The organism is Kribbella catacumbae DSM 19601 (assembly GCF_000372465.1).
Taxonomy (GTDB): domain Bacteria; phylum Actinomycetota; class Actinomycetes; order Propionibacteriales; family Kribbellaceae; genus Kribbella; species Kribbella catacumbae.
Map to the genome: position 1 here is coordinate 44,620 of NZ_AQUZ01000034.1, position 21,186 is coordinate 65,805.

23 protein-coding genes and 2 pseudogenes are annotated in these 21,186 nt (G+C 68.0%); 7 read left to right on the forward strand and 18 right to left on the reverse strand.

Features of this window, described 5'->3' with window-relative positions; all coding sequences use genetic code 11:
• The first annotated feature begins 10 nt into the window (after window positions 1-10).
• The 3 genes from A3ES_RS0129450 to A3ES_RS0129460 all read left to right on the forward strand — a co-directional run bounded on the left by A3ES_RS0129450 (window position 11) and on the right by A3ES_RS0129460 (window position 3,243).
• Window positions 11-1,318 carry a helix-turn-helix domain-containing protein gene (locus A3ES_RS0129450; protein ID WP_020390440.1) on the forward strand — a complete coding sequence of 436 codons (1,308 nt, stop codon included), beginning with the start codon at window positions 11-13 and terminating at the stop codon, window positions 1,316-1,318.
• A gap of 40 nt (window positions 1,319-1,358) precedes the next feature.
• Entirely contained in the window at window positions 1,359-2,465 is a 1,107-nt protein-coding gene (locus A3ES_RS0129455) for a branched-chain amino acid aminotransferase (protein ID WP_040455860.1), read from the forward strand.
• A gap of 223 nt (window positions 2,466-2,688) precedes the next feature.
• Window positions 2,689-3,243: a chloramphenicol phosphotransferase CPT family protein gene (locus tag A3ES_RS0129460; RefSeq protein WP_020390442.1), complete on the forward strand. Its 555-nt coding sequence runs from the start codon at window positions 2,689-2,691 to the stop codon at window positions 3,241-3,243.
• A 42-nt stretch (window positions 3,244-3,285) separates the two neighbouring features.
• Here A3ES_RS0129460 and A3ES_RS0129465 read toward each other — a convergent pair whose 3' ends face one another.
• From A3ES_RS0129465 to A3ES_RS0129490, 6 genes and pseudogenes are all read right to left on the reverse strand, one after another.
• Window positions 3,286-3,864 (reverse strand): GNAT family N-acetyltransferase, encoded by a 579-nt coding sequence (locus A3ES_RS0129465; protein WP_020390443.1) that lies wholly within the window; start codon window positions 3,862-3,864, stop codon window positions 3,286-3,288.
• Between the two features lie 612 nt (window positions 3,865-4,476).
• Window positions 4,477-4,818, reverse strand: a pseudogene (locus A3ES_RS48835) (DDE-type integrase/transposase/recombinase); the annotation flags it as partial.
• A 72-nt stretch (window positions 4,819-4,890) separates the two neighbouring features.
• On the reverse strand, window positions 4,891-5,073 hold the full coding sequence (locus A3ES_RS0129475; protein WP_237745088.1) for a hypothetical protein: 183 nt from the start codon (window positions 5,071-5,073) through the stop codon (window positions 4,891-4,893).
• 5 nt (window positions 5,074-5,078) lie between these two features.
• Window positions 5,079-5,234: a hypothetical protein gene (locus A3ES_RS54395; protein ID WP_020390446.1), complete on the reverse strand. Its 156-nt coding sequence runs from the start codon at window positions 5,232-5,234 to the stop codon at window positions 5,079-5,081.
• A 7-nt stretch (window positions 5,235-5,241) separates the two neighbouring features.
• A complete protein-coding gene (locus A3ES_RS0129485; protein WP_020390447.1) occupies window positions 5,242-6,465 on the reverse strand; it encodes a metal-dependent hydrolase family protein in 1,224 nt (407 codons plus the stop codon).
• The gene (locus A3ES_RS0129490; RefSeq protein ID WP_020390448.1) at window positions 6,462-6,653 is read right to left on the reverse strand and encodes a hypothetical protein; all 192 of its coding nucleotides are present in this window, start codon (window positions 6,651-6,653) and stop codon (window positions 6,462-6,464) included. Before A3ES_RS0129490 ends, A3ES_RS0129485 begins: the two co-directional genes overlap by 4 nt.
• A 256-nt stretch (window positions 6,654-6,909) precedes the next feature.
• Between A3ES_RS0129490 and A3ES_RS0129495 the strand changes: the two genes are divergently transcribed.
• Entirely contained in the window at window positions 6,910-7,062 is a 153-nt protein-coding gene (locus A3ES_RS0129495) for a hypothetical protein (RefSeq protein WP_020390449.1), read from the forward strand.
• A gap of 431 nt (window positions 7,063-7,493) precedes the next feature.
• On the opposite strand, the gene A3ES_RS0129505 is transcribed toward A3ES_RS0129495, so the two are convergent.
• From A3ES_RS0129505 to A3ES_RS0129540, 8 genes are all read right to left on the reverse strand, one after another.
• On the reverse strand, window positions 7,494-8,168 hold the full coding sequence (locus A3ES_RS0129505) for a GntR family transcriptional regulator (protein WP_020390451.1): 675 nt from the start codon (window positions 8,166-8,168) through the stop codon (window positions 7,494-7,496).
• 228 nt (window positions 8,169-8,396) lie between these two features.
• On the reverse strand, window positions 8,397-9,854 hold the full coding sequence (locus A3ES_RS0129510; protein WP_020390452.1) for an aldehyde dehydrogenase (NADP(+)): 1,458 nt from the start codon (window positions 9,852-9,854) through the stop codon (window positions 8,397-8,399).
• Window positions 9,855-10,067: 213 nt separating this feature from the next.
• Window positions 10,068-10,973: a dihydrodipicolinate synthase family protein gene (locus A3ES_RS0129515; protein WP_020390453.1), complete on the reverse strand. Its 906-nt coding sequence runs from the start codon at window positions 10,971-10,973 to the stop codon at window positions 10,068-10,070.
• Window positions 10,974-11,005: 32 nt separating this feature from the next.
• Window positions 11,006-11,188, reverse strand: a complete 183-nt coding sequence (locus A3ES_RS0129520) for a hypothetical protein (protein WP_020390454.1) — start codon at window positions 11,186-11,188, stop codon at window positions 11,006-11,008.
• 57 nt (window positions 11,189-11,245) lie between these two features.
• The gene (locus tag A3ES_RS0129525) at window positions 11,246-11,824 is read right to left on the reverse strand and encodes an aldehyde dehydrogenase family protein (protein WP_026163316.1); all 579 of its coding nucleotides are present in this window, start codon (window positions 11,822-11,824) and stop codon (window positions 11,246-11,248) included.
• Window positions 11,821-12,948: a TIGR03364 family FAD-dependent oxidoreductase gene (locus tag A3ES_RS0129530; protein WP_020390455.1), complete on the reverse strand. Its 1,128-nt coding sequence runs from the start codon at window positions 12,946-12,948 to the stop codon at window positions 11,821-11,823. Before A3ES_RS0129530 ends, A3ES_RS0129525 begins: the two co-directional genes overlap by 4 nt.
• Window positions 12,949-12,974: 26 nt before the next feature.
• Window positions 12,975-14,291 carry an MFS transporter gene (locus A3ES_RS0129535; RefSeq protein WP_020390456.1) on the reverse strand — a complete coding sequence of 439 codons (1,317 nt, stop codon included), beginning with the start codon at window positions 14,289-14,291 and terminating at the stop codon, window positions 12,975-12,977.
• A gap of 57 nt (window positions 14,292-14,348) precedes the next feature.
• Window positions 14,349-14,585 (reverse strand): hypothetical protein, encoded by a 237-nt coding sequence (locus A3ES_RS0129540; RefSeq protein ID WP_202806614.1) that lies wholly within the window; start codon window positions 14,583-14,585, stop codon window positions 14,349-14,351.
• Between the two features lie 256 nt (window positions 14,586-14,841).
• Between A3ES_RS0129540 and A3ES_RS55145 the strand changes: the two genes are divergently transcribed.
• On the forward strand, window positions 14,842-15,474 hold the full coding sequence (locus tag A3ES_RS55145) for a hypothetical protein (protein ID WP_026163317.1): 633 nt from the start codon (window positions 14,842-14,844) through the stop codon (window positions 15,472-15,474).
• Window positions 15,475-15,666: 192 nt separating this feature from the next.
• Window positions 15,667-16,127: pseudogene (locus tag A3ES_RS57210) on the forward strand (substrate-binding domain-containing protein).
• A 54-nt stretch (window positions 16,128-16,181) separates the two neighbouring features.
• Here the strand turns inward: A3ES_RS57210 and A3ES_RS0129560 are convergent.
• From A3ES_RS0129560 to A3ES_RS0129575, 4 genes are all read right to left on the reverse strand, one after another.
• Window positions 16,182-16,949, reverse strand: a complete 768-nt coding sequence (locus tag A3ES_RS0129560) for an alpha/beta hydrolase (protein WP_020390459.1) — start codon at window positions 16,947-16,949, stop codon at window positions 16,182-16,184.
• Between the two features lie 114 nt (window positions 16,950-17,063).
• Complete coding sequence (locus A3ES_RS0129565) at window positions 17,064-17,369, reverse strand: transcriptional regulator (RefSeq protein ID WP_020390460.1); 306 nt, start codon at window positions 17,367-17,369, stop codon at window positions 17,064-17,066.
• A complete protein-coding gene (locus A3ES_RS0129570) occupies window positions 17,366-17,827 on the reverse strand; it encodes a hypothetical protein (RefSeq protein ID WP_020390461.1) in 462 nt (153 codons plus the stop codon). Before A3ES_RS0129570 ends, A3ES_RS0129565 begins: the two co-directional genes overlap by 4 nt.
• 69 nt (window positions 17,828-17,896) lie before the next feature.
• Window positions 17,897-19,972, reverse strand: coding sequence for a S9 family peptidase (locus A3ES_RS0129575; protein ID WP_020390462.1), 2,076 nt, complete (start codon window positions 19,970-19,972; stop codon window positions 17,897-17,899).
• Between the two features lie 229 nt (window positions 19,973-20,201).
• Between A3ES_RS0129575 and A3ES_RS0129580 the strand changes: the two genes are divergently transcribed.
• Window positions 20,202-21,185 (forward strand): ABC transporter permease, encoded by a 984-nt coding sequence (locus A3ES_RS0129580; RefSeq protein ID WP_020390463.1) that lies wholly within the window; start codon window positions 20,202-20,204, stop codon window positions 21,183-21,185.
• Window position 21,186: the final 1 nt, after the last annotated feature.

Consider the following 21,186-nt stretch of genomic DNA (forward strand, 5'->3'; position numbering starts at 1 on the left):
GGAGGATCCTGTGACTGAGGCAGCGTTCGGCGTGCAGTTGAGACGGTCCCGGCAGGCAGCTGCCCTGAGCTTGCGGCAGCTTGCCATTCGAGTGGGCTACGACCACAGCTACCTGTCCCAGGTCGAGCGCGGCCGGCGCCCGGGCTCAGCCCACCTCGCCAGCCTGTGCGACCGGGAGCTGGGCACCAGCCCGGCGTTGTCGACCGCCTACGAGCAGACCCACCCATCAACTCGGGCGGACGTTGCAGCGCAGGCACTCGCGGCGGCAGACGCTGGGACACAGCTAGTCGGAGCGGCGCCGGGCGAAGTCCAGGTCGCCCGGGCGCCGGACGGAGGGAAGTTGCCCGCTGGGGTGGAGTTGCTGGAGGCGGTTCGGCATGAGTTGGCCGGGTCTTTCGGTCCAGGGCGGGAGGTGGCCGAGTGGCGGGCCGTGGCGGCCAGCCATGCCTACGAGTTCGCCACGACTCCCCCGGCTGAGCGCCTGCCCGCGCTCACCGCGGATCTTCAGCTACTGCGAGCCAGTGCCGCGGCTGGTTCAGCCGCTCTGGCCGTTCCGGCTGCGGAGCTGGCCGTGCTGATCGCCTTGACCCTCGCCGAGCTCGGCAAGCTCCGCGCGGCCGAGCGCTGGTGGCGAACTGCCCGCGCGACCGCCGACGGGTCGGCCGAGCGCCGGATCGCCGGCCTCGCCCGCAGCTGGGAGGCAATCAGTGGGCTGGCAGAGCAGCGCCCGCTGCCTGTCCTCCTCGATCTCGCCGACGATGCATTGACGCTGGCTGATCAACCAGACGGCGTTGCACATGCTCTAGCTGCGCGCGCCCAGGTGGTGGCTGCGCAGGGCGAGGCAGTCGAAGCACGGCGAGCCATGCGCGATCTCCAGGCGGTGGCAGCTGATCTGCCAGGCCGCTCGGCTCTGAGCAGCTCGCCGTTCGAGTGGGCCAGTTACCAGACCTGCGCTGTCGAGGGCCGAGTGTGCGCGGGTCTCGGCGACACCGTCGGCGCCTACGTGGCTCTCGACCAGGCATTGGGGCCGTGCGAGAGCACCGAGCGGGCTCTCCTGGAGTTGGTGGTCGCGCGGTGTCTAGTTATGGACGGCGACGTCGCAGCCGGGTTGGCCGTGGCGATGCGAGTGCTGGTGGAGCTGCCCGACCAGTGGCACACCCATCACCTTTACGACGCGGCCGGCCACGTGCTGGCCGCAGTACAGGGTGATGATCTTGGGCGGGCTGCCGTGTGGGACTACCGCGAACTGGTGAGGCGCAGGCCGTATGACAGCCGCACTTTGGGCAGCGGGTCGAGTTCTGGCTGGCAGGAGAGGTAGCGTGCCGAGCGTGACAGGTGAGAATCAGGCAGTGACAGTGATGGACACGTGGGACTTCCAGGTCGAGCTCAGCGCCGGCCTAGCTTCAGCAGAGGCCCGTACTGCGGTATTGGCCAAGCCCGGCTTCGGGCAGTCCTTCACCGACCACATGGTGCTGGCCTCGTGGACGAGTGAGCGTGGCTGGCATGACCAGAAGGTGACGGCGTACGCGCCACTCAAGGTCAGCCCGGCGGCCGCAGTACTGCACTATGCGCAGGAGATCTTCGAAGGGCTGAAGGCGTACCGGCATGAGGACGGGTCGGTGTGGGCGTTCCGGCCTGAGGTCAACGCTGCCCGGTTCAGCCGGAGCGCCAAGCGGCTTGCGCTGCCTGAGGTGCCGGAAGAGGCGTTCGTCGCCGCACTGCGTGCACTGGTGACTGTGGACGAGGTCTGGGTGCCGCCGGCGGGTAGCGGTGAGACCAGCCTCTACCTGCGGCCCTACATGATCGCCACCGAGGCTGCGCTGAGCGTGCGGCCGGCACAAGAGGTGCTGTTCGGTGTGATCGCCTCACCGGCCGGCGCGTACTTCGACACTGGCCCCAAGCCTGTCTCCATCTGGCTGTCCAGTACGTCGATCCGCGCGACCCCGGGTGGCACGGGCGCGGCCAAATGCGGCGGCAACTACGCGGCCAGCCTGGCCGCACTTGCCGAAGCAGTCGCCAACGGTTGCGACCAGGTCGCCTACCTCGACGCCGTGGAACGCCGCTGGATCGAGGAGAGCGGCAGCATGAACCTCTTCTTCGTGTACTCCGACGGCCGGATCGCGACGCCCGAACTGTCCGGTTCGATCCTGGAAGGCGTCACCCGCGCGTCAGTACTGGAACTGGCGGCAGACCTCGGCCACAAGGTGGAAGAGCGCCGCATCTCCGCCGACGACTGGCGCGACGGCGTGGCCAGCGGCGAAATCACCGAGGCCTTCGCCTCCGGCACCGCCGCCGTCATCACCCCCATCGGCCGCCTCGCCTGGACCGAAGGCGAAGTGACCATCGGCGACCACTCCGTCAACCACGGCGTAGGCCCAGTCACCGCGACCCTCCGCAGATCCCTCCTAGACCTCCAACACGGCCGCTCCCCCGACCCCCACAGCTGGCTGACTCGCCTCGCCTAACCCCAAACCACCGCCTTCTGGGACCAGACAACCCGGTGTTGGTCGTCAGTACGCAAGATCGCTCGTGACCTGTGCCAATACCTCAAATCTGCATGTCATTGGCATCCAACGTCTGTCACCATTTGCCACTGAATCACGTGAGTAAGGACGTCAGCGGCCTGCTGTACAGGCTGGGGATCGAGCTCCGGTTGACGACGCGAGCACTCGCGGCAGGATGGTCGCCATGCCATCACTGAGCACCGGTCGTGTGATCCTGCTGAACGGGACCTCTAGTTCCGGCAAGACGAGTATCGCCACCGCCTTGGTCGAGATCCTGCCGGGGCCGTGGTTCAACCTCGGGATCGACGTCCTTCACCGCGCCAGGACCCCGGGTCATCGCAGCGGCGAGGTCTTCGAGAGGACCGCTCGCGGCTATCACCGAGTTCTCGCGGCGATGGCCACAACGGGCAACGACGTCATCGCGGACCAGGTCATCGGCGGGCCGTGGCGTCTCGATGACTGCCTGGAGGCCCTCGCCGGGGTGCGGGTCCTGTTCGTGGGAGTCCGCTGCCCCCTTCCCGTTGTCGAGGTCCGCGAGCGCGAACGGTCCAACCGGCCACCGGGGCAGGCCGCCCGACAGATCGGCACGGTCCACGCGCATGCCCGCTACGACCTCGAGGTTGACACCAGCGTGCTCACTCCGCAGGAGTGCGCCACGCAGATCCGTCAGCGCCTCGAGAGTGGACCCGCCACCGCCTTCGATGACCTTCGAGAACGCACTCGCGCGCGCCAGCGGTGAAGGAGACGTTCGCAGCCGTGCAGGTCAGCGGAGGTCTCTTCGTTATCCAACTCGGGGCAGTTCACCATCAGTACGGCGTACGTGCAGGTGTCCTTCGAGCGGGAATCTTGGCGGCGCGGGCGCCAAGATCTGGTCGAACTCGAAACGACACTTCTGCGCGACGCGGCACGAGGCCACGTTGTCCACCTGATGACGCAGGACAAGCCGCTTGAGCCCGCGCTCCGCGAACGTGTCGAAGGCCCAATCGGTGAGCACCTCGAGCGCGCGCGGCGCCACACTCTGACCTCGCGCCCGGGCTGCGGTCCAGTACCCGACCTCGGCACCTGAACCGTCCTCGGTGAACTCTTTGAGCACCACGTTGCCGACCAGCCCACCGGCCGACGTTCCCTGATTGTGTACCGCGAAACTGAATCGCTCCCCGGCCGCCCAACCCGTCTCCTGGATCTGCACCCATCGCTCCCCCTCTGCGACGGTCTCCACGCAAGCACTGGTGTAGCGCCGCAAGCCCGGATCACGGCAGACCTCGATCAACTGCTCGATCTCCTCGGCACGCCACGGGCGAAGAACAAGAGCGGGAGCGGACGGCGTCGCGACCACCGGCAAAACAGCGCTGCTGTACACCTCACGGACCCTATGCCACCTCGATCAGTCCCCGAACCGGCCAAACCTAGAGCGCCCGAACGGCGCGACGATCAGGTTGACCTGGGGGCAGCGGCTGCGCGGTACTGCGTGTCCATACCTCGCTCCAGGTAACGGGGCGACCGGCACGACACACAACAGGCCGCGCATTGGACGATTGAGGGACATCGAAAGCCCCACCGTCGGTGTGCGATCAACGGCGGGGCTCTCTACTCAGGTTAGTGAACCGACCCCGGGGTCAGGATGGGGTACCAGTCCGGGATTAGCTCAAGGGCCACGCTACTTCCCCGGCGCAACAGATCGGGCATGTTGCTGCGGCGACTCGATGACGGCCCCGTCTCGATTGCGGCACACAATCCCGCGCGCTCCTGTGGTCGGCTGGTATCGCCATCACCTCGATCAGCCCGAACCGCGCAGCCGACCCGCCGACGAGCACCCACCCCTCGCCGCGCTCCTTGAGCCGCAACGCGGCCCTGGCGTCCATGAGCAACACATGTAGCACCAGCGACCCGTGCGGCCCCGGCAACTGCACAGCCATGGCGTGTCGCTGACCAGCACCAATGCGGTGATTAGCCGGTTAAAAGGGACACCCGGGGGCCGCGAGTGCGACCTGGTGACCTCGAGATCGGCGAGCAGCGCGGCGACGGTCTTGCTGGTCATCGACGTTCCCCGGTCGGCGTGAACGATCTGCGGGATGCCGTGCACCGCGAAGATCTGTTCCATCAATTCCTTTGCCAGCACACCGGATTCGTGGGCGTGCACGTGGACACCGACGATGTAGCGGGAGTAGATGTCGATCATCACGTACGCGTCGAAGTAGGTGCCCTTCACCGGACCCGCGAGCTTGGTGATGTCCTATGAGTACACCTGCCGGGGCGCGGTGGCGACCAGTTCCGGACACACCTGCGCCGGGTGCCGCGCCAGCCGGCGACGCTCCACCGCATAGGCGGCATATCGCGCGCCTGTTGTCTTTGGTCGGTGGAATCAGCTACGACCGGCCTGGACGTATCAGCTTGCCCGCGGCAACCACATCAGACGGGCCCGCGACCACACGATCGGCACACCGGTCTGAGCGGGGCCCTCGTGGAGACGCACGACCAGCCCGTGGATGCGCGGCAGGCCGTGGGTCGCGTTGTCCGGGCTGACCGACACGACCTTCACCCCGACCTGTGCCCCTACCTCACCGGGCATGAGGATCAGCTGCCCGCCCGACACATCGGCGAAGGTGCGCGGCGGTGTGTTCCCGGTGCGGCTCCGGACACCAACGCGTCCTCGAGCGCGTCAACCGCCTCCACCCAGCCGAGGGCGGTGTCCATCGTCAGCTCGTCGATGAACATGATGCTGTCGGGCATGCCTCTGCTAGGCCCCCATCCTGTCGTCACGAACGACCCGGCCCCCTTGGATGACGACCCGCGGTGCGGCGTTCCAGAGGATCTCCGGCTGCTCCAACGGGTTCCCCGAGACTACGAGGAGGTCCGCGACGGCTCCAGGGCGCACCACCCCGATGTCGTCGAGTCCCAGCAGCCGTGCGTTGACCGACGTCGCGCAGCGGAGGGTGTCGAGGATGCCCAGCACGTCGCTCTGCAAGCGCAGCCCGTTCAGTTGCTCCTCTTCGAGCTCGCCCATCAGGTCGCTACCGAAACCGACCGGCACACCCGCGGCACGGGCGATCTCGATCGCGCGGCGACCGGCATCGAGCACCTCGCGGTTCTTGGCCCGGGACACCGCCGCCATACCGAGCTGCGCACCGCGCCGGTCAATCGCGTCGTACGCGGCAAGGGTCGGGATGAGGAACGCCCCGTGCTCGGCCATCGCGGCCGCCGACTCGTCATCGAGCAGGTTGCCGTGCTCGATCGACCGTACGCCGTTCCGCACCGAGTGGATGATCGCCTCGGGCGAGTAGGAGTGCGCGGCGACATAGCTGCCCCGCCGGGTTGCCTCGACCGTGACGGCGCGGATCTCGTCCTCGGAGTACTGCGGAATCCGGATCGGGTCCGTCAGCGACACGACGCCCCCGGAGGTCATGATCTTGATCGCGTGGGCGCCCTGCCGGAACCGGTCACGCACGGCCCGTCGCAACGGGTCGACCCCGTCGACGACCTCGACCGTGTGTCCATGGCACGGGCACGTGTCCCAGTGCGCCGGCCGCGCGTCACCGTGACCGCCGGTCTGGCTCAGCGCCGGCCCCGTGAAAAGGTAGCGGGGCGACTCGAGCCGGCCCTCGGCGATCGCCCTGGCCAGGCCCGCGTCCCCACCGGCGACGTCGCGGATCGTCGTAAAGCCACGGTGCAGGGCGTTACGCAGCCGGCCCGCCGCGACGATCGCGATGTAGCTCAGTGGGCTCGCCTCGATGTCGACCATGTCCAGGCTGATGCCGTACGGATGGCAGAGCGCATCGATGAGACCCGGCAGCACCGTGCCGCCGCGCGCGTCGACCACCACGACATCGGTACCCAGTTCCGCCGCTGCTCCGACCGCGACGATCCGCCCGTCGCGGACGGCTACGGGCCCGTCGACAAGCTCCGCGTTCTCGCCGTCGAAAACTGCCGCGTTGGTCACCAGGAGGTCTGGCCGTGCCGTCACGAGCGCACCTCGCGAAGCGCGACGGTGGCCGCCTCGTCGACAACGAACGCGTCCGGGTCGACGACAACGCCGAACTCCGCCGAGGCCGCTTCGACGCTCACGAACTCATTGCGTACGTCGCGCGCTTCGCGCTCGGGCTCACGGTCGAACGGATGACCATGGCCGCCGCCACCACCGGTGTTGTTCACCAGAACATCCCCCTCATCGAGATAGTTGTAGCTGCCGCCCCGGACAACCTCACGGTCCGTGCCGGATTGAGGACGACGTGGTTGCTGCCGGCTCGAGCCCCGCTCCGATCGCCCACGGCTTGGTCTTCGTTTGTAACCAGACAGATCCCCTTCGATGGGGCCAGGAAACGGTAGCCGACGCCGACGCCGCCACGGTAGCGCCAGCCTACGCAGCCCTCGTCATCGCGGTGCTGTTCTTTCCTAACACCGAGCAGCAGTGGCTCTGCTCTCCACGTTCGCGGTGTACGCGGTCGGCTTCCTGGTGCGCCCGATCGGAGCATTCCTCCTCGGCAGCCTTGGCGATCGCATCAGCCGCAAGCGGGTCCTCGCCGGTGTCATCCTGACCATGGGTCTGTGGCGGTCTCCATGAAAGTGGTGTTCGCCATCCCGGCATACCTGCTTGCCTCACACGGCACGCTCGCGACCGCGTTGATCAGTCAAGGGATGCTCGCGCTCAGCCTCGGCTTGTTCTTCGGACCCGCCGACCCGACGTTCGTGGAACTTGTTCCCGGCCAGGACCCGCTACACGGGAGCACCGATCAGTTACAACCTGGCGTTCACGATCTTCGGCGGCACTGCCCCTCTCCTCTCCATCTGGCTCATCGACAAGACCGGCAGCACCATCGCGCCAGCTTGATACGTGGTCGCGGTCTCCCTTGCGGCGATCTTCATGATTGCTCGGATGGCGGAGACCAGTCGTTCGATCGATGGACCCGGACGAGGCCGACATGCCGGCTGGCGCCGCCTGAACCGAAGCGGTTGGTCGCGCGCTCCTGTCGCCGAGCCAGGCAGGAGCAGCGATTAGGGCGCGTCTCCTGTCGGGTGGGCCCAGCGGCCGCGGGTTTGGCTGATGTGGGCGTGCATGAGCTGGTGAACCTCCGCCTCGTCGCCGGCCTCGATCGCATCCAGGATTGCGTGATGCTCGCGCGCGGCGCCCTCGAGCTCTCCCCGTTCGAGCATCGAGGCGAGGCCGTAGAGTCGAGTGTGGGCGCGCAGGTCGGTAACCAGTGAGGTGACCCGGCGGTTGCCCGCGTACTCGAGTAGGGCGAGGTGGAACTCGCGGTCGGTGTGGGTGTACTCGACGAGGTCTCCGGCGAGGGCGCCGTCGACGATCGCCTGCGCCAGCTGGCGCAGCCACGGGAAGTCTCCGGCCGGGATGGACGGGCTCACCCGCGCCACCAGGGGCGGCTCGACGAGCAGGCGCAACTCGGTGATGTCGTCGAGGTCCCGCTCGTCCATGGTGGTGACCCGGTAGCCCTTGTTCGGCACGGTCTCCACCAGGTTCTCGCGGACAAGGTCGAGCATCGCCTCGCGTACCGGCGTGGCGGAGACCCCGAACTTCGCACCGAGCGCGGGCGCGGAGTACACCATGCCAGGCTCCAGCTCGCCGGACACGATCGCCGCCCGCAGGGCGTGGGAGGCTCGCTCGCGCAGGCTCGACTTCTCGAGCGGCTGGATGGTCCTGAGGTTGCTCACCGGCTGACTCCTGACGACGGCCTCACGGACGATGGTACGTCCCCCAGCGCCATGTCACACGGTAATGGTGCTGGGCCCAGTACCGGTCACTCCGCGGCGAGGGCGGTGAGGGCGACTGGCGCGGGTCAGCGACGGGCTGCAGCCACTCAGGTAGGCGTGCCGGCGGTGTGGGAGTCGCCAAGGTGAACCATACGGCTAATCCTGATGGTCGGCTCCTGGTGGCTCGGGTCAGGCGTGCAACTGTCCGTCGACGCGGCGTGGCACCGGCGCCGATGGCACCTCCCGCAGCTCGTCCGGCAGCAGCAGGTCGGGGAATCCCTGCCAGGCGACGGGGCGGGTGAACCGATCGATCGCGGCGGTGCCGACCGAGGTCGTCGCCGGGGCGGTGGTGGCAGGGTAGGGCCCGCCGTGCTGCTGGGCATAGGTCACCGACACGCCGGTCGGCCACTGGTTCCACAGTAGGCGGCCGGCCTTGCGGGCCAGCGCCTCGGCCAGCGCTGACACCACCTCGTCCGTCGGCTCCGCCACGATGGTCGCGGTGAGCTGGCCGTCGATCGCCTCCGCGATCTCGAGCAACTGGGCCTCGTCGCGGTAGGTCACCACCAGGGCGGTCGGGCCGAAGCATTCGGTGAACAGACTCTCGACCTCCTTGACCAGGTGATCCGCCGTCGTCGTGAGCAGCGCGGGCGCGGGCGAGTCGGCTTGGTCGGGGCCGCCCGCGGCCAGGACGGTGACGCCGGGTTGCCCGGCCAGCTCCTCGCGGGTACGACCGTGGCCGGCGGCGATCCGCTCGTTGAGCAACCGGGCCGGCTCGGGCAGCGGCGCCCGGGAGAGTCGGTCCATCAGGTCGGAGTCCTCTGGTACCAGCAGCACTCCGGGCTTGGTGCAGATCTGGCCGGCACCCACCGTGAACGAGCCGACGAAGCCGGTGACGATCTCCTCGGCGCGGGCGGCGGCGGCGCTGCGGGTGACGAAAACCGGGTTGACACTGCTGAGCTCACCGAAGAACGGGATCGGCTCTGGTCGGGAACTGGCGATGTCAGAGAGCGTCCGACCGCCCGGGATCGAGCCGGTGAACGCGCCGGCCTTCACGTCGGGGTGGGTGAGCACCGCCCGCGCTGTACCGGGGTCGGAGACTAGCGCGAACAGCCCCGCGGGCGCGCCCGCGGCGGCCAGAGCAGCGGTGACCACCTCCGCCGTGGCGACCGACAGTTGCGGGTGGCCCTCGTGGGCCTTGACCACCACCGGGCAGCCGGCTGCCAGCGCGGAGGCGGTGTCGCCGCCGGCGACGCTGAACGCGAAGGGGAAGTTGGAGGCGGCGAACACCAGCACCGGGCCGAGCGGCACGGCCGTGCGGCGGAGATCCGGCCGGGGGGCGCCCATCGGCCAGTTCGGATCGGCATGGTCGACGCGGGCGTCGAGGTATCCGCCCTCGGTGACGATTGCGGCCAGCAGCCGGAGCTGGAAGGTGGTCCTGGTCAGCTCACCGCTGAGCCGGGGCTCGGGCAGGTGCGTTTCCCGCTGCGCCAGCGGGACCAGCCGGTCGGCGGCCGCATCCAGTGCCTCGGCGACCGCGCCTAGAACCCGGGCCCGCTCGGCGCGCGGAGTGCGGGCCCACGTGCGACCTGCGGAAACCGCGTCGGCGACCAGCCGGTCAACGCCCACTGTGATGGTCGTCTCTGTCATGGTTACTCAATCCCCTCTGATGAAACGTCTCGTCTGGCCGTCGTCAGGCAGTGTCCCGACGGATGTCATGCGGGCGAGCCGTCGACGACACCGTCCGGACGACCTGATGCGGAGGCACGGGCCAGGTGGCGTTCGTGCGGCGCGTCGGCAACCGCCAGGTCCTCCCACACCATGCCGACCCGAGAACACCACGGAAAGTCGCGGGCAGCCATGTCAGTTGTGGCCCTTGGCCACCGCGGCCTTGGTGTCGGCGACGACCTGCTCGGCGATCTCCGGCGGCAGCGGGCCACGCGGCGCACGGCAACTGCCGCCCTTGCGCCCGACGACGTCCATCGACAGCTTGATCGCCTGGACGAACTCGGTCTTGCTGTCCCAGCGAAGCAGCGAGTGCAGGTCACGGTAGAGCGGCAGCGCCTTGGCGATGTCCCCGACATTGCCCGAGGTGCACAGGTCGTAGAGCTCCTTGCTGGCCCTCGGAAGAGCATTCGGGTAGCCGGCGATCCAGCCGACCGCGCCGGCCAGACCGAGCTCGAGCAGCACGTCGTCGGATCCGATCAGCAGGTCCAGCTCGGGAGCGAGTTCCCGGATCTCGTAGGAGCGACGCACGTCCCCGGTGAACTCCTTGACCGCGACGATGAGCCCCTCGGCGTGCAGCTCCGCAAGCAGGTCGGGGGTCAGGTCGACCTTGGTGTCGATCGGGTTGTTGTAGGCCACGACCGGCAGGCCCACCGCGGCCGCGGCCCGGTAGTGCTCGAGCACGGCCTGTCGGTCGGCCCGGAACGCGTTCGGCGGGAGCAGCAGCACCGAGTGGGCGCCGGCGTTCGCGGCCTGCTCGATCCAGGGAACGATCTCTGCGGCGCCGTACGCAGCGGCACCGGGCATCACGCCGAACCCTTCCGGCGCGGCCTCCACGGCCACCTCGACCACGCGGGCCCGCTCCTCGGGAGTGAGTGTCTGGTACTCCCCCAGCGACCCGTTGGGTGTGACGCCGTCCATGCCGTTCTCGGCCAGCCAGCGCACATGCTCGGCGAAACCGTCATAGTCCACCGACAGGTCGTCATGGAAGGGCAGGGCGGTGGCGACGTGGATACCGTGCCACGCCTTGGCCAACTGGCTCATGGTTTCTCCTCTGCTGGGAAGGCAAACCGATACTATGTGACATTGCACAGATCCGCAAAGATGTCGGCCGGGCCCGACACCGAACCGGACGCCGGTGCTGTGGTGGCCAGTGCTATCAGAAGCGCGACCGACAGGTTCACGCCGGCGCCCTCACGCCGCAAGACGGCCTCGATCACGGTGAGCGTGCCGAGCCCGAGGCTGCGGGGCCGATCCATCCTCGACCGAGGGCACTTGCGCGTGGCAGGTTGTTCACATGCGCCGCTGGGCAGTGCCTATCGCAGCAGCAGCCGCGCTGGCCGCAGCAGCTGCATGCACGAGCGCCAGTGCGTCCAACTCGCCGCTGGCGTCGACCCCACTGACAGTGCGTGCAGAAACTCGCCGTGCAGCGGCAATGCGCACGCGTGATCGGCGCCGCCGGCCGGCAAGGCGAACTCAGGCATCCGATCAACGGTCTCCTCGACTTCTGGCCGATGATGCAGTACATCGCCAACCGCGAGAACCCAGCAACTTTCGGCTCCGGCTGCGGCGCTCGGGGCACGATCGACTTCACCCGCTGCCTCGGACAGGCGTTTGCCCTGCTCCCGCGTGACGGCGGCAGCCACCTTGGCTGCTCGCTCGCCGAGCAAACGGTGTGCTCGGGTAAGGAACTTGCCGCGCCGGATCGGACCGAGCTCGCGCCAGGCTCCCGCAGCGGCGTACGCGCTGTCGATCGCGGCCTTGACATCGGCCGCCCCGGACTCCGCGAACTCACCGATAGGGTTTGCCAGGTTGGCGGGGTTGACGTTCGTCCGGGGCGCGCCGGCCTGCGCCGGCTGCCAACTGCCGTCGATGAAGTTGTCCTTAACGCTCATCCGAGCACCTCCTCGGCCAGGCCGAAGGACAGGGTCATGCCGGCGCCGCCTAGGCCGTTCACCACCGTTACGCCCGGCTCCGGCCGTGCGATCAGATCAGGCCTACCGTCCGGCAAGGACGGGTAGAAGCCGTGCCACCGCTCGTCGATCCGCGGTGTCGGCAGCTCGGCGAAGGTCGCGAAGTATTCGAGGATCGCCGCGTTGACATCCTCGCGCTCGAACGGGTCGTGCGTCATACCGTAGGCGTGACTGTCACCGATGGTGACCTCGCCGTACCGGGTCTGCGAGACCAGCACGTGGATGCCGTGCTCGACGAAGAAGGGTCGCTCGGCCTCGACCCGCTCACGCAGCGCGGCCAGGCTCGTGCAGTGCTTGAACGAGCCGTAGTGCAGCAGCGTCAGGCCCGCACAGAGCGCCGGGCCCAGCTCCCAGCCGCCGCGCTGCGGTGCCGTCCGCAGCATCTGCAACTTGCAGCGCCGGATGCCGCTGCTCGCGAAGACCTCCGGGTACAGCGCTTGAAACTCATTCCCGCTGCAGACGTACACCTCGTCGACCTGCCAGCTCTCCCGGTCGGTCTCGATCGTCGGCAGGTTGATCGACCGCACCGCATGGCCGAAGCGCATTTCCACCCCGAAGTCCCGGGCCAGTATCTCGGCCACCATCGGGATGGCCTGGCGGGGATCGACGTTCAGCTCGGTCGGGCTCCACATCGCCGCCAGCAGGCCGTCCGTCCGGACCACCGAGCTCTCCTTGCCGACCTCCTCCGGCGTGAGCATCCGGCATCCCTGCTCGCTGGCGGCCGGCGTCGTCGCGAGGAACTCGTCGAGTACGGCGACCTCGTCCTCGGCGTACGCGACATGCAGCGACCCGCTCTGTCGCGCCCACAGGCCGGACCGCTCGGCGAGGTCGAGCCAGATCCGACGGCTGGCCAGCGCTCGCTCGTACAGTCCGTCCGGCTGACCCACAGGCCAGACCAGACCGAAGTTGCGGATCGAGGCGCCCACCGCGTACTCGTCGCGCTCGAACAGGATGACCTTGCGACCCCGTTTCGCTGCGGCGAGTGCGTGCGCCAGACCGACGATCCCGCCTCCGACCACGGCGACCTCCGCGTGATTCATGTTCATGTGCTTGCTCCAGTCTGTGGTGGCGGTCAGGCGTGGGTGGGCATCCGATTCCAGTGCGGCGCCAGGATCAGCGCCGCCAGCAACGCGCTGGCCGCGAACCCGTAGAACAAGGCGGTGCCGCCGATGAACCCGGGCAGCAGCCCGCCGAGGACGGCGCCGATCGATCCGCAGCCGTTGACGAACCCGGCCGACGTACCGGCGCGTTCCGACGTACCGAAGTCAACGGCGGAGACACACGAGATCATCGCGTCGGCGGCGTACACGGTGAACCCGATGACCGCGAGCATCAGCACCATCAAGGGGACGCTGCCGGAGGCTGTCATCGGCATGAAGACAGCCAGCGCGACCACCAGGCCGAGCAGGCTGAGCACGCACGGCGGAACCCGGCGGGCCTTGAACAGCTTGTCCGACACCGTGCCGATCAGGATGGGTGCGGCCAGTCCGGCTACACCGAACGCGACCGGGATGATCACGGCCTCCAGGTTCGTGACGCCCGGGATGCGCTGGGTCACCAGAACCGGGCCCCAGAGCAGGATCGCGTATCGCGCGGGCTTGAGCAGGAAGTACGTCGCGCCGAGGGTAACGATCATCCGGTCGCTGAGCGCCAGCTTCACCTGGTCGCGCCAGCCGAGCCGCGCCTCCCGCTCCGCCACCAGCGCGCGGCGTTCCTCCGCGTCCTGGTCGAGGACATCGACTCGGTCGAGGCCGACATCTTCAGGCTTGTTCCGCTGGCCGACCGCGACGATCACCAGTACCACCGCAACCACCGCGGCGCCGGCGAAGAACGAGGCCCTCCAGTTGTCGAACAGCGAGTAAGCGACCCAACCGACCAAAGGCGCCGCGGCCAGACCGCCGAACGCGTAGTTGCTGCTCCACAGGCCGAGGACCCGGCCCCGCTCCTTGATCGTGAAGAAGCACGCCATGTTCTTGCACAGCGAAGACCAGCCGGTGGACTGCGCCAGCCCCTGGACCACCATCAGCGGCAGGAACAGCACGATGGCCGTGGTGAATCCCATGAACACCGCAGCGACCGCCGACATCGCCAGGCCGCCGAGCACGATCACCCGCGGCCCGAACCGGTCGGACAGAGAGCCCCAGACGAACTGCCCGACCGCATAGGCCAGCAGGTACGCCGCGTCGAGGACGCCGAGCATCTGCTGGGTCAAGGAGGCGCTGACCGTCGGATCGTCGAGGATCCCGACCTTGGCGACGGAGAAGGACTGACGCGTGAAGTAGTAGCCGGCGTACGCGATCCAGGTGACCGCGAAGATCTGGATGCGCCAGCGCTTGAAGGATGGCGCGAATGTCCCGGTAACCGTTCCGCGCGACTGCAGATGGCTCATGACGGTGCCTCTCGCAAGTGTGGCAGGTGACACCGGTCGGCGTCACCCACCGGTCAGTCAGATCTGACTGACCGGGACGGACGCCGCTTTCGCGACGTGGTTCAGAGCGACCCAGTAGGCGTCGAAGTTGCGCAACCGATGCCCCGCGGGCAGGCCATCGACCGGCCGGCTGACGAGGAACGGCACTCGCTGCTCGGTGAGGCCACCGTGTGATCTCAGTGCAGACTTCGACGATCGGCGCCACGGGGGCGTCGTACCGGCGGCCATTTGACCTCGCCGGAGTGGGGCTGTCATGACTGGCTGGTCCTTCCGTCGGATGGTGCCCCATGTCTACCGACGGTTGGTTTGGCACGGAACCACGCAGATTCCTATACCTGCCATAACTTCAGCGGCCACCGTTCACCAGGAGTTGCCCTTACGCCGGTTCCGCTTAAAGCCCGTATTCGCGAATCGCTATGGCAGCGCAGCCGCGAGTCCAGCATGTGCGCTGTCGCCATCGCCATCCGAAACAGGAGCGTCCCCATGAAAAGGTCCCTCGCCGCGCTGTCTCTTGCCCTGGCCGTCGCCGCTGACCAGCGACAGTGCGGGGCAGGCGATCTTCTCCGACACGATCGACAAGCGGGTGACCGTCGACGGTGACGTCCTGGGCTCGGCCGCCGCGGATGCCAAGATCGCCACCGACGCCGCGGCCTACCTGAAGGGAACGGGGCCGGACGCTGCCTTCGTCTACTTCGGCGATGTCGACATCGCCTGCCCACACCTGCGGCGCGACCGGCGCCTGCTACCGGACGGCCATCGAGAACACCGACCGCCACATCGGCACTCTGCTCGACGGCATCAGGTCCCGGCCGACGTACGCCCACGAGGACTGGACGTTCATCTTCACCACCGACCACGGCCACACCGATGCTGGCGGGCACGGCGGCAGCATCCCCAGGAGCGGGCGCCGTTCATCATCCAATACGGTCCCGGCATCGCACCGACCACGCCGGCGATCCAGCCGAAGAACGTCGACATCGCCACGGCCGTGCTCGCCCACTTCGGCGTCGCGATCGACCCGGCTTGGGGGCTCGACGGCGAGGTGCTCGGCGCGGAGTCGGACGATCTGTTCGACTCGGCTCCTCGAAGGCGGCGTCGACGGTCTGGTGATCGCGACTCGCCTGGATCTCCGTACGTCACCTGAGACCGAAGACTGGTTGCGCTCGATACCGGTACCCGTCGTGCTGGCGGAGCGTCGGGTCGGCCGTAACTCCGGCAGCGTCGAGCAGGTCGCGACCGACCACGAGTTCGGCGCCTACACGGCAGAACGCCACCTCGCCGCCTCGGCCACCGCCGGATCGGTCTGCTGCACTCCGAGACGATCACGGCACCCCGGTTGCGCGCGGGCTTCGAGGAGGCCCTGTCGGAGCTCGGTCTCGAGGAGCGCGCGTCCGATGTTCCGCGGACTGTCGACGAAGACAGCCCGGCAACCGTCGACGAGGCGGCAGCGGCATTGATCGACTGCTTGCACGCAGGGACCGTGGACGCCCTGCTGGTCCACAACGACTCCGCCGCGCTGCCACTGGTCAGCCGGCTCCGTCAGGCAGGAGTCGAGATTCCCGGTGATCTCGCAGTGGTGCCCTACGACGACCAACTCGCAGCCCTTGCAGCCCCCCACTCACCGCCGTAGGGCCTCCGCGCGAAGCTGTCGGCGCAGCAGCGGTCAACCTCCTGATAGAACGCCTCCGCGAGCCCGGACGGCCGCCACACCAACTACTCCTACGCCCCGAACTCCGCCTACGCGCCAGTTGCGGTGCCGTAACAGCAGGCGCGTCCCCGATTCCAATCGCGCTCTAACCCATGTCCGCGGAGCAACGGCCGACAGCGATCTGACTACAGGCTCGTCGCGGGTCAGCCGTGGCGCCGGTGCCTCGCCAGCCAGGTCAGGCTTCCGTCGATGATCCCCGAGGCGTCGTTGTCGAGTGTCGCCACGTGATAGCTGTTCTCGACCATCTCGATGACAGGGCGATTGGGAAGCCTCGTCCGCAGCAGGTCGATCGACGAGTCGTCCACAACGTGATCGACCCGGCTGCGATAGACGAGCGTCGGGGCCGCGACCGCCGCGAGGTCGGCGCGAACGGCCCGCCAGAGTCGGGTCAGCTCGTGGACCGCGCGGGTCGGGACGATCTCGTAGCCGGTCTGGCCGACGCCGGGTTTCATGACATCGCCGTCGATGCCGGGAGCGGTACGGACCGCTCGGGTCAGGGCCGGGATCCTGCCGATCAGGCGGACCCGCCAGTCGCGCGTGGCGATCGCCGGGTTGACGAGGACGAGGCCGGCGATCACCTCAGGGTGGCGCTGAGCGAGTCTCAGCGACGGCGCACCGCCCATCGAGAACCCGAAGACAAAGACGTCCAAACACCGCTCGCGCAGACCGAGCAGATTCCTCCCGACCTCGTCGTACCAGTCGATCCAGGTCGTCTGCTCCAAGTCCTGCCAGCTGGTCCCATGCCCCGGCAGCAACGGCATGGCGACCGTATGCCCCGCCGCCGCGACAGCCGGTCGGACCGACAGTCCGCTGCCGGCGAAACCATGGCAGACAAGCACACCGACCAAGTCACCCTCGACGTGGTAAGCCGCGGTCGAGCCGGCGACCCCGGTCACGGTCCGAACCCGCACATGTAGCCTCCCGGCCGCCTTCGGCAATAGCACTAAATCAGCCTCCTACTATTTAGCTCCAGCCAGCCCCTCTCGAACATCGCCTACAGGGGTCGCGTGACCGTCTGGGCTTACTTACTCCCGCTGGTCCGGGAGGGGGTCGTCGAGGATGGCATGGAGGGCTTGTCGGTGCGCGAGGTAGGCCGTTTGGCCGAGTTTGGTCAGCTTGAAGGTGGTGGTAGCGCCCCGGCCGCGGCCATCCTTGGCGGCGGTCACATAGCCCGCCGCCTCCAGCGCCGACATGTGCTTCGACAGGTCGGAGTCGCTGATCTGCAGGTAGTCCCTCAGGAACCTGAACGACGCCGACGCCGAGTTCGCAAGCACCGCCATCGCGGCCAACCGCTTAGGGGCATGGATGACTGGATCGAGTCCGTCGATCACCCGAGCCGCTCCCGCACCTTCGCCGCGGCTGCGGCGTACCGACGCTCGTAGTACGCAAGCCCGGCGGTGACGACGACGAACGCCGTCAGCGCCGCCGCGTGGACGCCGATCAACCACCAGGCCAACCCGACCACCGCGATGACGACCGGCAGCGACATGAAGTACCTGCGCCAAACCGCCCCGATCTCCTTCGGCGGTGTACCGCGCCCAGGCATCGGCATCGCCCCATGCCGCCGTTGCATCCAGGCCAGGAAGGCCCCCTCCAGCACCAGCAGAATCGCCACCGAGGCGGCAAAGAGCGCAGTGTTTGCCCGCCACCAGAGGAATGCCGTGATCATCGCCGCGACCCACAGCCCTACCACCGGCGGGTACCACCACGGCGTTCGGGGATAGTGGATGTACGGCGCCGCCTCTGCGCGCTCGACGATCTGCAACTGCTCCCGCGCATCACTTTCCATACCGGAAACCATAGCTATCACTTTCCAGTTTCGCAAGTAGAAAGTTTCCGCCTCGCCACGCCCGACCCGTCAAGCTCGACCGGCCGCGCCTAGATGTTGATGGAAGAACTCGACCTCCATCCGCCGCAGTGCTATCGCGACTTCCGGGTCGGAGAGCATGTGGCTGACGCCTCGCAGTGGTACCACGCCGTGCGGTCTGGCAGCGGCCGTCAATGCCTCCGACAGGCGGAACGTGTGCACGGGCAGGACGTTGTCGTCGGCCAGACCGTGGACCAGCAGGAGCGGTCGACGCAATCGATGTGCCTCGAGCATGAGCGAGCAGCGGTCGTAGGCATCGTCATGCTCATCCGGATGTCCCAGATAACGCTCGGCCCAATGAGTGTCGTAAAGCCGCTGGTCGGTCACCGAGGCACCAGCGACGGCCGCATGGAACACGTCCGGGCGCCGCAGAACCGCCAGCGCCGCCAGGTACCCACCGAACGACCAACCGTGGATGCCGACGCGGCCGAAGTCCAGTTGCGGGTAGCGAGCGGCTACGTCGTCGATAACCGCGACCTGGTCTTCCAGCACAGGACCAGCCTTGTCCAGCCAGATCGCCTGCTCCCACCTCCGGCCCCGAGCCGGGGTTCCCCGTCCGTCCGCGATCACCACCGCAAAGCCCTGGTCGGCAAACCACTGGGACTGCTGGTATCCGTCACGCGCGTGGGTCACCCGCTGCCCACCGGGCCCGGCGTACGGCGCAAAGAGAACCGGCAGCGGCCCTGACGCCAACTCCTCGTCGCGGGGCAGCACGACCGCCGTACGGATCTCGCGTTGACCGGCGGTGAAGATCTCGACCCTCGGGCTTGGCGCCGGGTGCGACCGGGAGGCGATCTCACGGTCCGGGCGTCCCGGTGAACGCACCACGATACGAACACCGTCGAAGTCAAGGCTCTGACTCGACAGAGCAACGGTTTCGCCACCACGCGCCGCAGCGTGCACGCCCGGATCGGTCGACTCCCGAATCACTCCGTGGTCCGGTGTCCACCGGTAGACGTGGGTCTGGGTCGGCTCGTCCGTGGCCCGGAAGAGAACGCTGTCCCCTTCGACGTCGATGACCTCGCTGACCTGCAGTTCGCTCGGTGTGACGACTTCGCCGTCCACCAGCAGACTGACAGCGTCGCCCTCGCCACCGATCGACACGATCTTGCCCGAAGAAAGCCGCGCGGGGACTCCACTCCGGACAAGGATCGGCGTGGAGTCCTCACTGCCGGCGACCTCTCGGGTCGCGCCGGTGGCCAGATCCACGTCGAGCACCCGGATCTTCGTCTGCGCACGGTTCTGGACCACGATCAGCAACCCGTGCGAGTCCCAGAGTGTGCGAAGAAGATACTCGTACGCCACCTGGTCCCAGACGACGTCCGTGGCCGTACCGTCGAGCCCCACGATCGACAGGCTCACCTTCGCATTGGGCCCGCCGGCCGTGGGATAGCGAACAGCTCTGGGCTCGGCGCCCGGGTCCGTGGGATCGGCGAGGTGGACGACCGGGAGCGGCGAGGTGTCGACGCGAGCGAGGAGAATGCTCCGACCGTCCGGCGACCACCAGAACCCCTCCTGACGGCCGAACGACTCCGCGGCCACGTGCTCAGGCAGCCCATAGGTGATCTCTGGCCGGGAGGACTGCGCCAAGACCCGGCCGTCCCCGTCCGGGAGCTCTACCACCATGAGAGACCCATCGCTAACGTAGGCCACAGCTGTTCCTGCTGGGTTCGGCGAGGGCGCGACAACCGGTCCCGGTGTCGGTATCTCGCGAGCGGATCCGCTCGCTGCGTCGACCACCATCAGGCGCCCGTTGACCACGGTCGCCACGCAGGTGCCCGACGCGTCCGTCGCGAATCGGCTGAGACCGCGCGAACGGTCGCGTTGCCGCTCCCGACGCACACGCTCCTCCGGGCCCATTTGATGTCCTGAGTCGTCGGGCTCGTACAGCAGCCGCTCAGTTCCACTCGCTACGTCGTACGCCCAGAGGCTGCTGAGGTCACTGGAGCCGTCCGAAGTGCGGCAGAAGAGGATTCGCCGCCCGTCGGCACTCACCTTCAGGTGCGTCGGTCGTCCCAACGAGAAGTTCCGGGTCCTGATCTGGTCTTCGAGAAAGTCGCTGGCCATGGGCTTCCTTGGTGAGTGGTCCGCGGTTGACGGAGGAACTCTTGCCGAAGTCTCGTCTGGCGTGGGGCGGGACGCGCCAATGGCGTGATTCGGCACAGCTCCCGCCTACCGGACTCGGTGGCCGGATCGTGCCAGTGGCGGAGATGTGCTCCGCGCCGGTCGTCAGCTCGGTAGACACACCCCTCAGCGCTGAAGGGCTCTCGGGCCTGTCGATGAGAAGGGAGCGTCGATGACGAAGTACATCTTGCGCCGGATCCTCGGCTGGGCGTTGATGATCGTGCTGGCCACCAACCTCACCTACTTCCTGGCCTCGTCCTTCCTGGATCCGCGGGCCAACTACCTGCAACGTCGACCGCCGGTCCCGGAGTTCGCGGTCAATGCGAATCTGACCCGCTTCAACCTCAACGACCAGGAACCGCTGCTGCACCGGTGGTGGGACTGGATCTCCGCGATCGTGGTGCACTGGAACTGGGGCGCCAGCCCAGAGGGCGCCTCGGTCAATGACCAGGTCGCCACCCGGATCTGGGTCAGCGCGGAATTCGTGCTCGGGGCAACCGTGCTCACGACCTTGATCGGCGTCGCCCTCGGCGTCTTCACGGCATCCCGCCAGTACAAGGCCTCCGACCGGGTCCTGCAGCAGGTGTCGGTGGTGACGCTCAACATCCCGACGCCGGTGATGGCGCTCGCCGCCGTGGTGGCCGGCATCGCACTGAACAACGCGCTCGGCCGGACCGTGCTGTTCGTGTCGGGGTCCGGAAGCGTTGGCACGCAAGGCTTCCTGCACGGTCTGCTTGACGGTCTGCAGCACCTGGTCCTGCCGACGGTCACCCTGGTCGTCACCGGCTATGCCGGCTATCACTTCCTGCAACGAGCGCTGCTACTCGACAACATCGGCGCTGATTACGTCCGAACGGCCCGAGCCAAGGGGTTGACCAAGGCGACCGCCATCCGACGCCACGCGCTGCCCACCTCGATCATCCCGGTGGCGACGTCCGTTGCCTTCTCGATCCCCGGCATCTTCACGGGTGCTGTGATCGCGGAGACGATCTTCGGCTGGGAGGGCATGGGGCGCTACTTCGTCACCACCATCAGCAAGAACGATATCCACGGCGCCGTCGCCGTGGCCGCCTTCGGCGCCGTCGTCACCGCGATCGGAGCGGTGCTCTCCGATGTTGTCGTCGGCGCCCTCGACCCGCGAGTGAGGGTGAGCTGAC

What these genes read in the sequence shown, in the direction of transcription:
- A3ES_RS0129520 (WP_020390454.1), bottom strand. Translation starts at nt 11,188, where the DNA reads ATGGATCGGCCCCGCAGCCTCGGGCTCGGCACGCTCACCGTGATCGAG.
- A3ES_RS0129475 (WP_237745088.1), bottom strand. Translation starts at nt 5,073, where the DNA reads ATGCCCGGTGAGGTAGGGGCACAGGTCGGGGTGAAGGTCGTGTCGGTC.
- A3ES_RS0129575 (WP_020390462.1), bottom strand. Translation starts at nt 19,972, where the DNA reads ATGGCCAGCGACTTTCTCGAAGACCAGATCAGGACCCGGAACTTCTCG.
- A3ES_RS0129530 (WP_020390455.1), bottom strand. Translation starts at nt 12,948, where the DNA reads ATGAACATGAATCACGCGGAGGTCGCCGTGGTCGGAGGCGGGATCGTC.
- A3ES_RS0129455 (WP_040455860.1), top strand. Translation starts at nt 1,359, where the DNA reads ATGGACACGTGGGACTTCCAGGTCGAGCTCAGCGCCGGCCTAGCTTCA.
- A3ES_RS0129510 (WP_020390452.1), bottom strand. Translation starts at nt 9,854, where the DNA reads ATGACAGAGACGACCATCACAGTGGGCGTTGACCGGCTGGTCGCCGAC.
- A3ES_RS0129540 (WP_202806614.1), bottom strand. Translation starts at nt 14,585, where the DNA reads ATGACAGCCCCACTCCGGCGAGGTCAAATGGCCGCCGGTACGACGCCC.
- A3ES_RS0129570 (WP_020390461.1), bottom strand. Translation starts at nt 17,827, where the DNA reads ATGGAAAGTGATGCGCGGGAGCAGTTGCAGATCGTCGAGCGCGCAGAG.
- A3ES_RS0129525 (WP_026163316.1), bottom strand. Translation starts at nt 11,824, where the DNA reads ATGAGCGTTAAGGACAACTTCATCGACGGCAGTTGGCAGCCGGCGCAG.
- A3ES_RS54395 (WP_020390446.1), bottom strand. Translation starts at nt 5,234, where the DNA reads ATGCCCGACAGCATCATGTTCATCGACGAGCTGACGATGGACACCGCC.
- A3ES_RS0129515 (WP_020390453.1), bottom strand. Translation starts at nt 10,973, where the DNA reads ATGAGCCAGTTGGCCAAGGCGTGGCACGGTATCCACGTCGCCACCGCC.
- A3ES_RS0129580 (WP_020390463.1), top strand. Translation starts at nt 20,202, where the DNA reads ATGACGAAGTACATCTTGCGCCGGATCCTCGGCTGGGCGTTGATGATC.
- A3ES_RS0129460 (WP_020390442.1), top strand. Translation starts at nt 2,689, where the DNA reads ATGCCATCACTGAGCACCGGTCGTGTGATCCTGCTGAACGGGACCTCT.
- A3ES_RS0129535 (WP_020390456.1), bottom strand. Translation starts at nt 14,291, where the DNA reads ATGAGCCATCTGCAGTCGCGCGGAACGGTTACCGGGACATTCGCGCCA.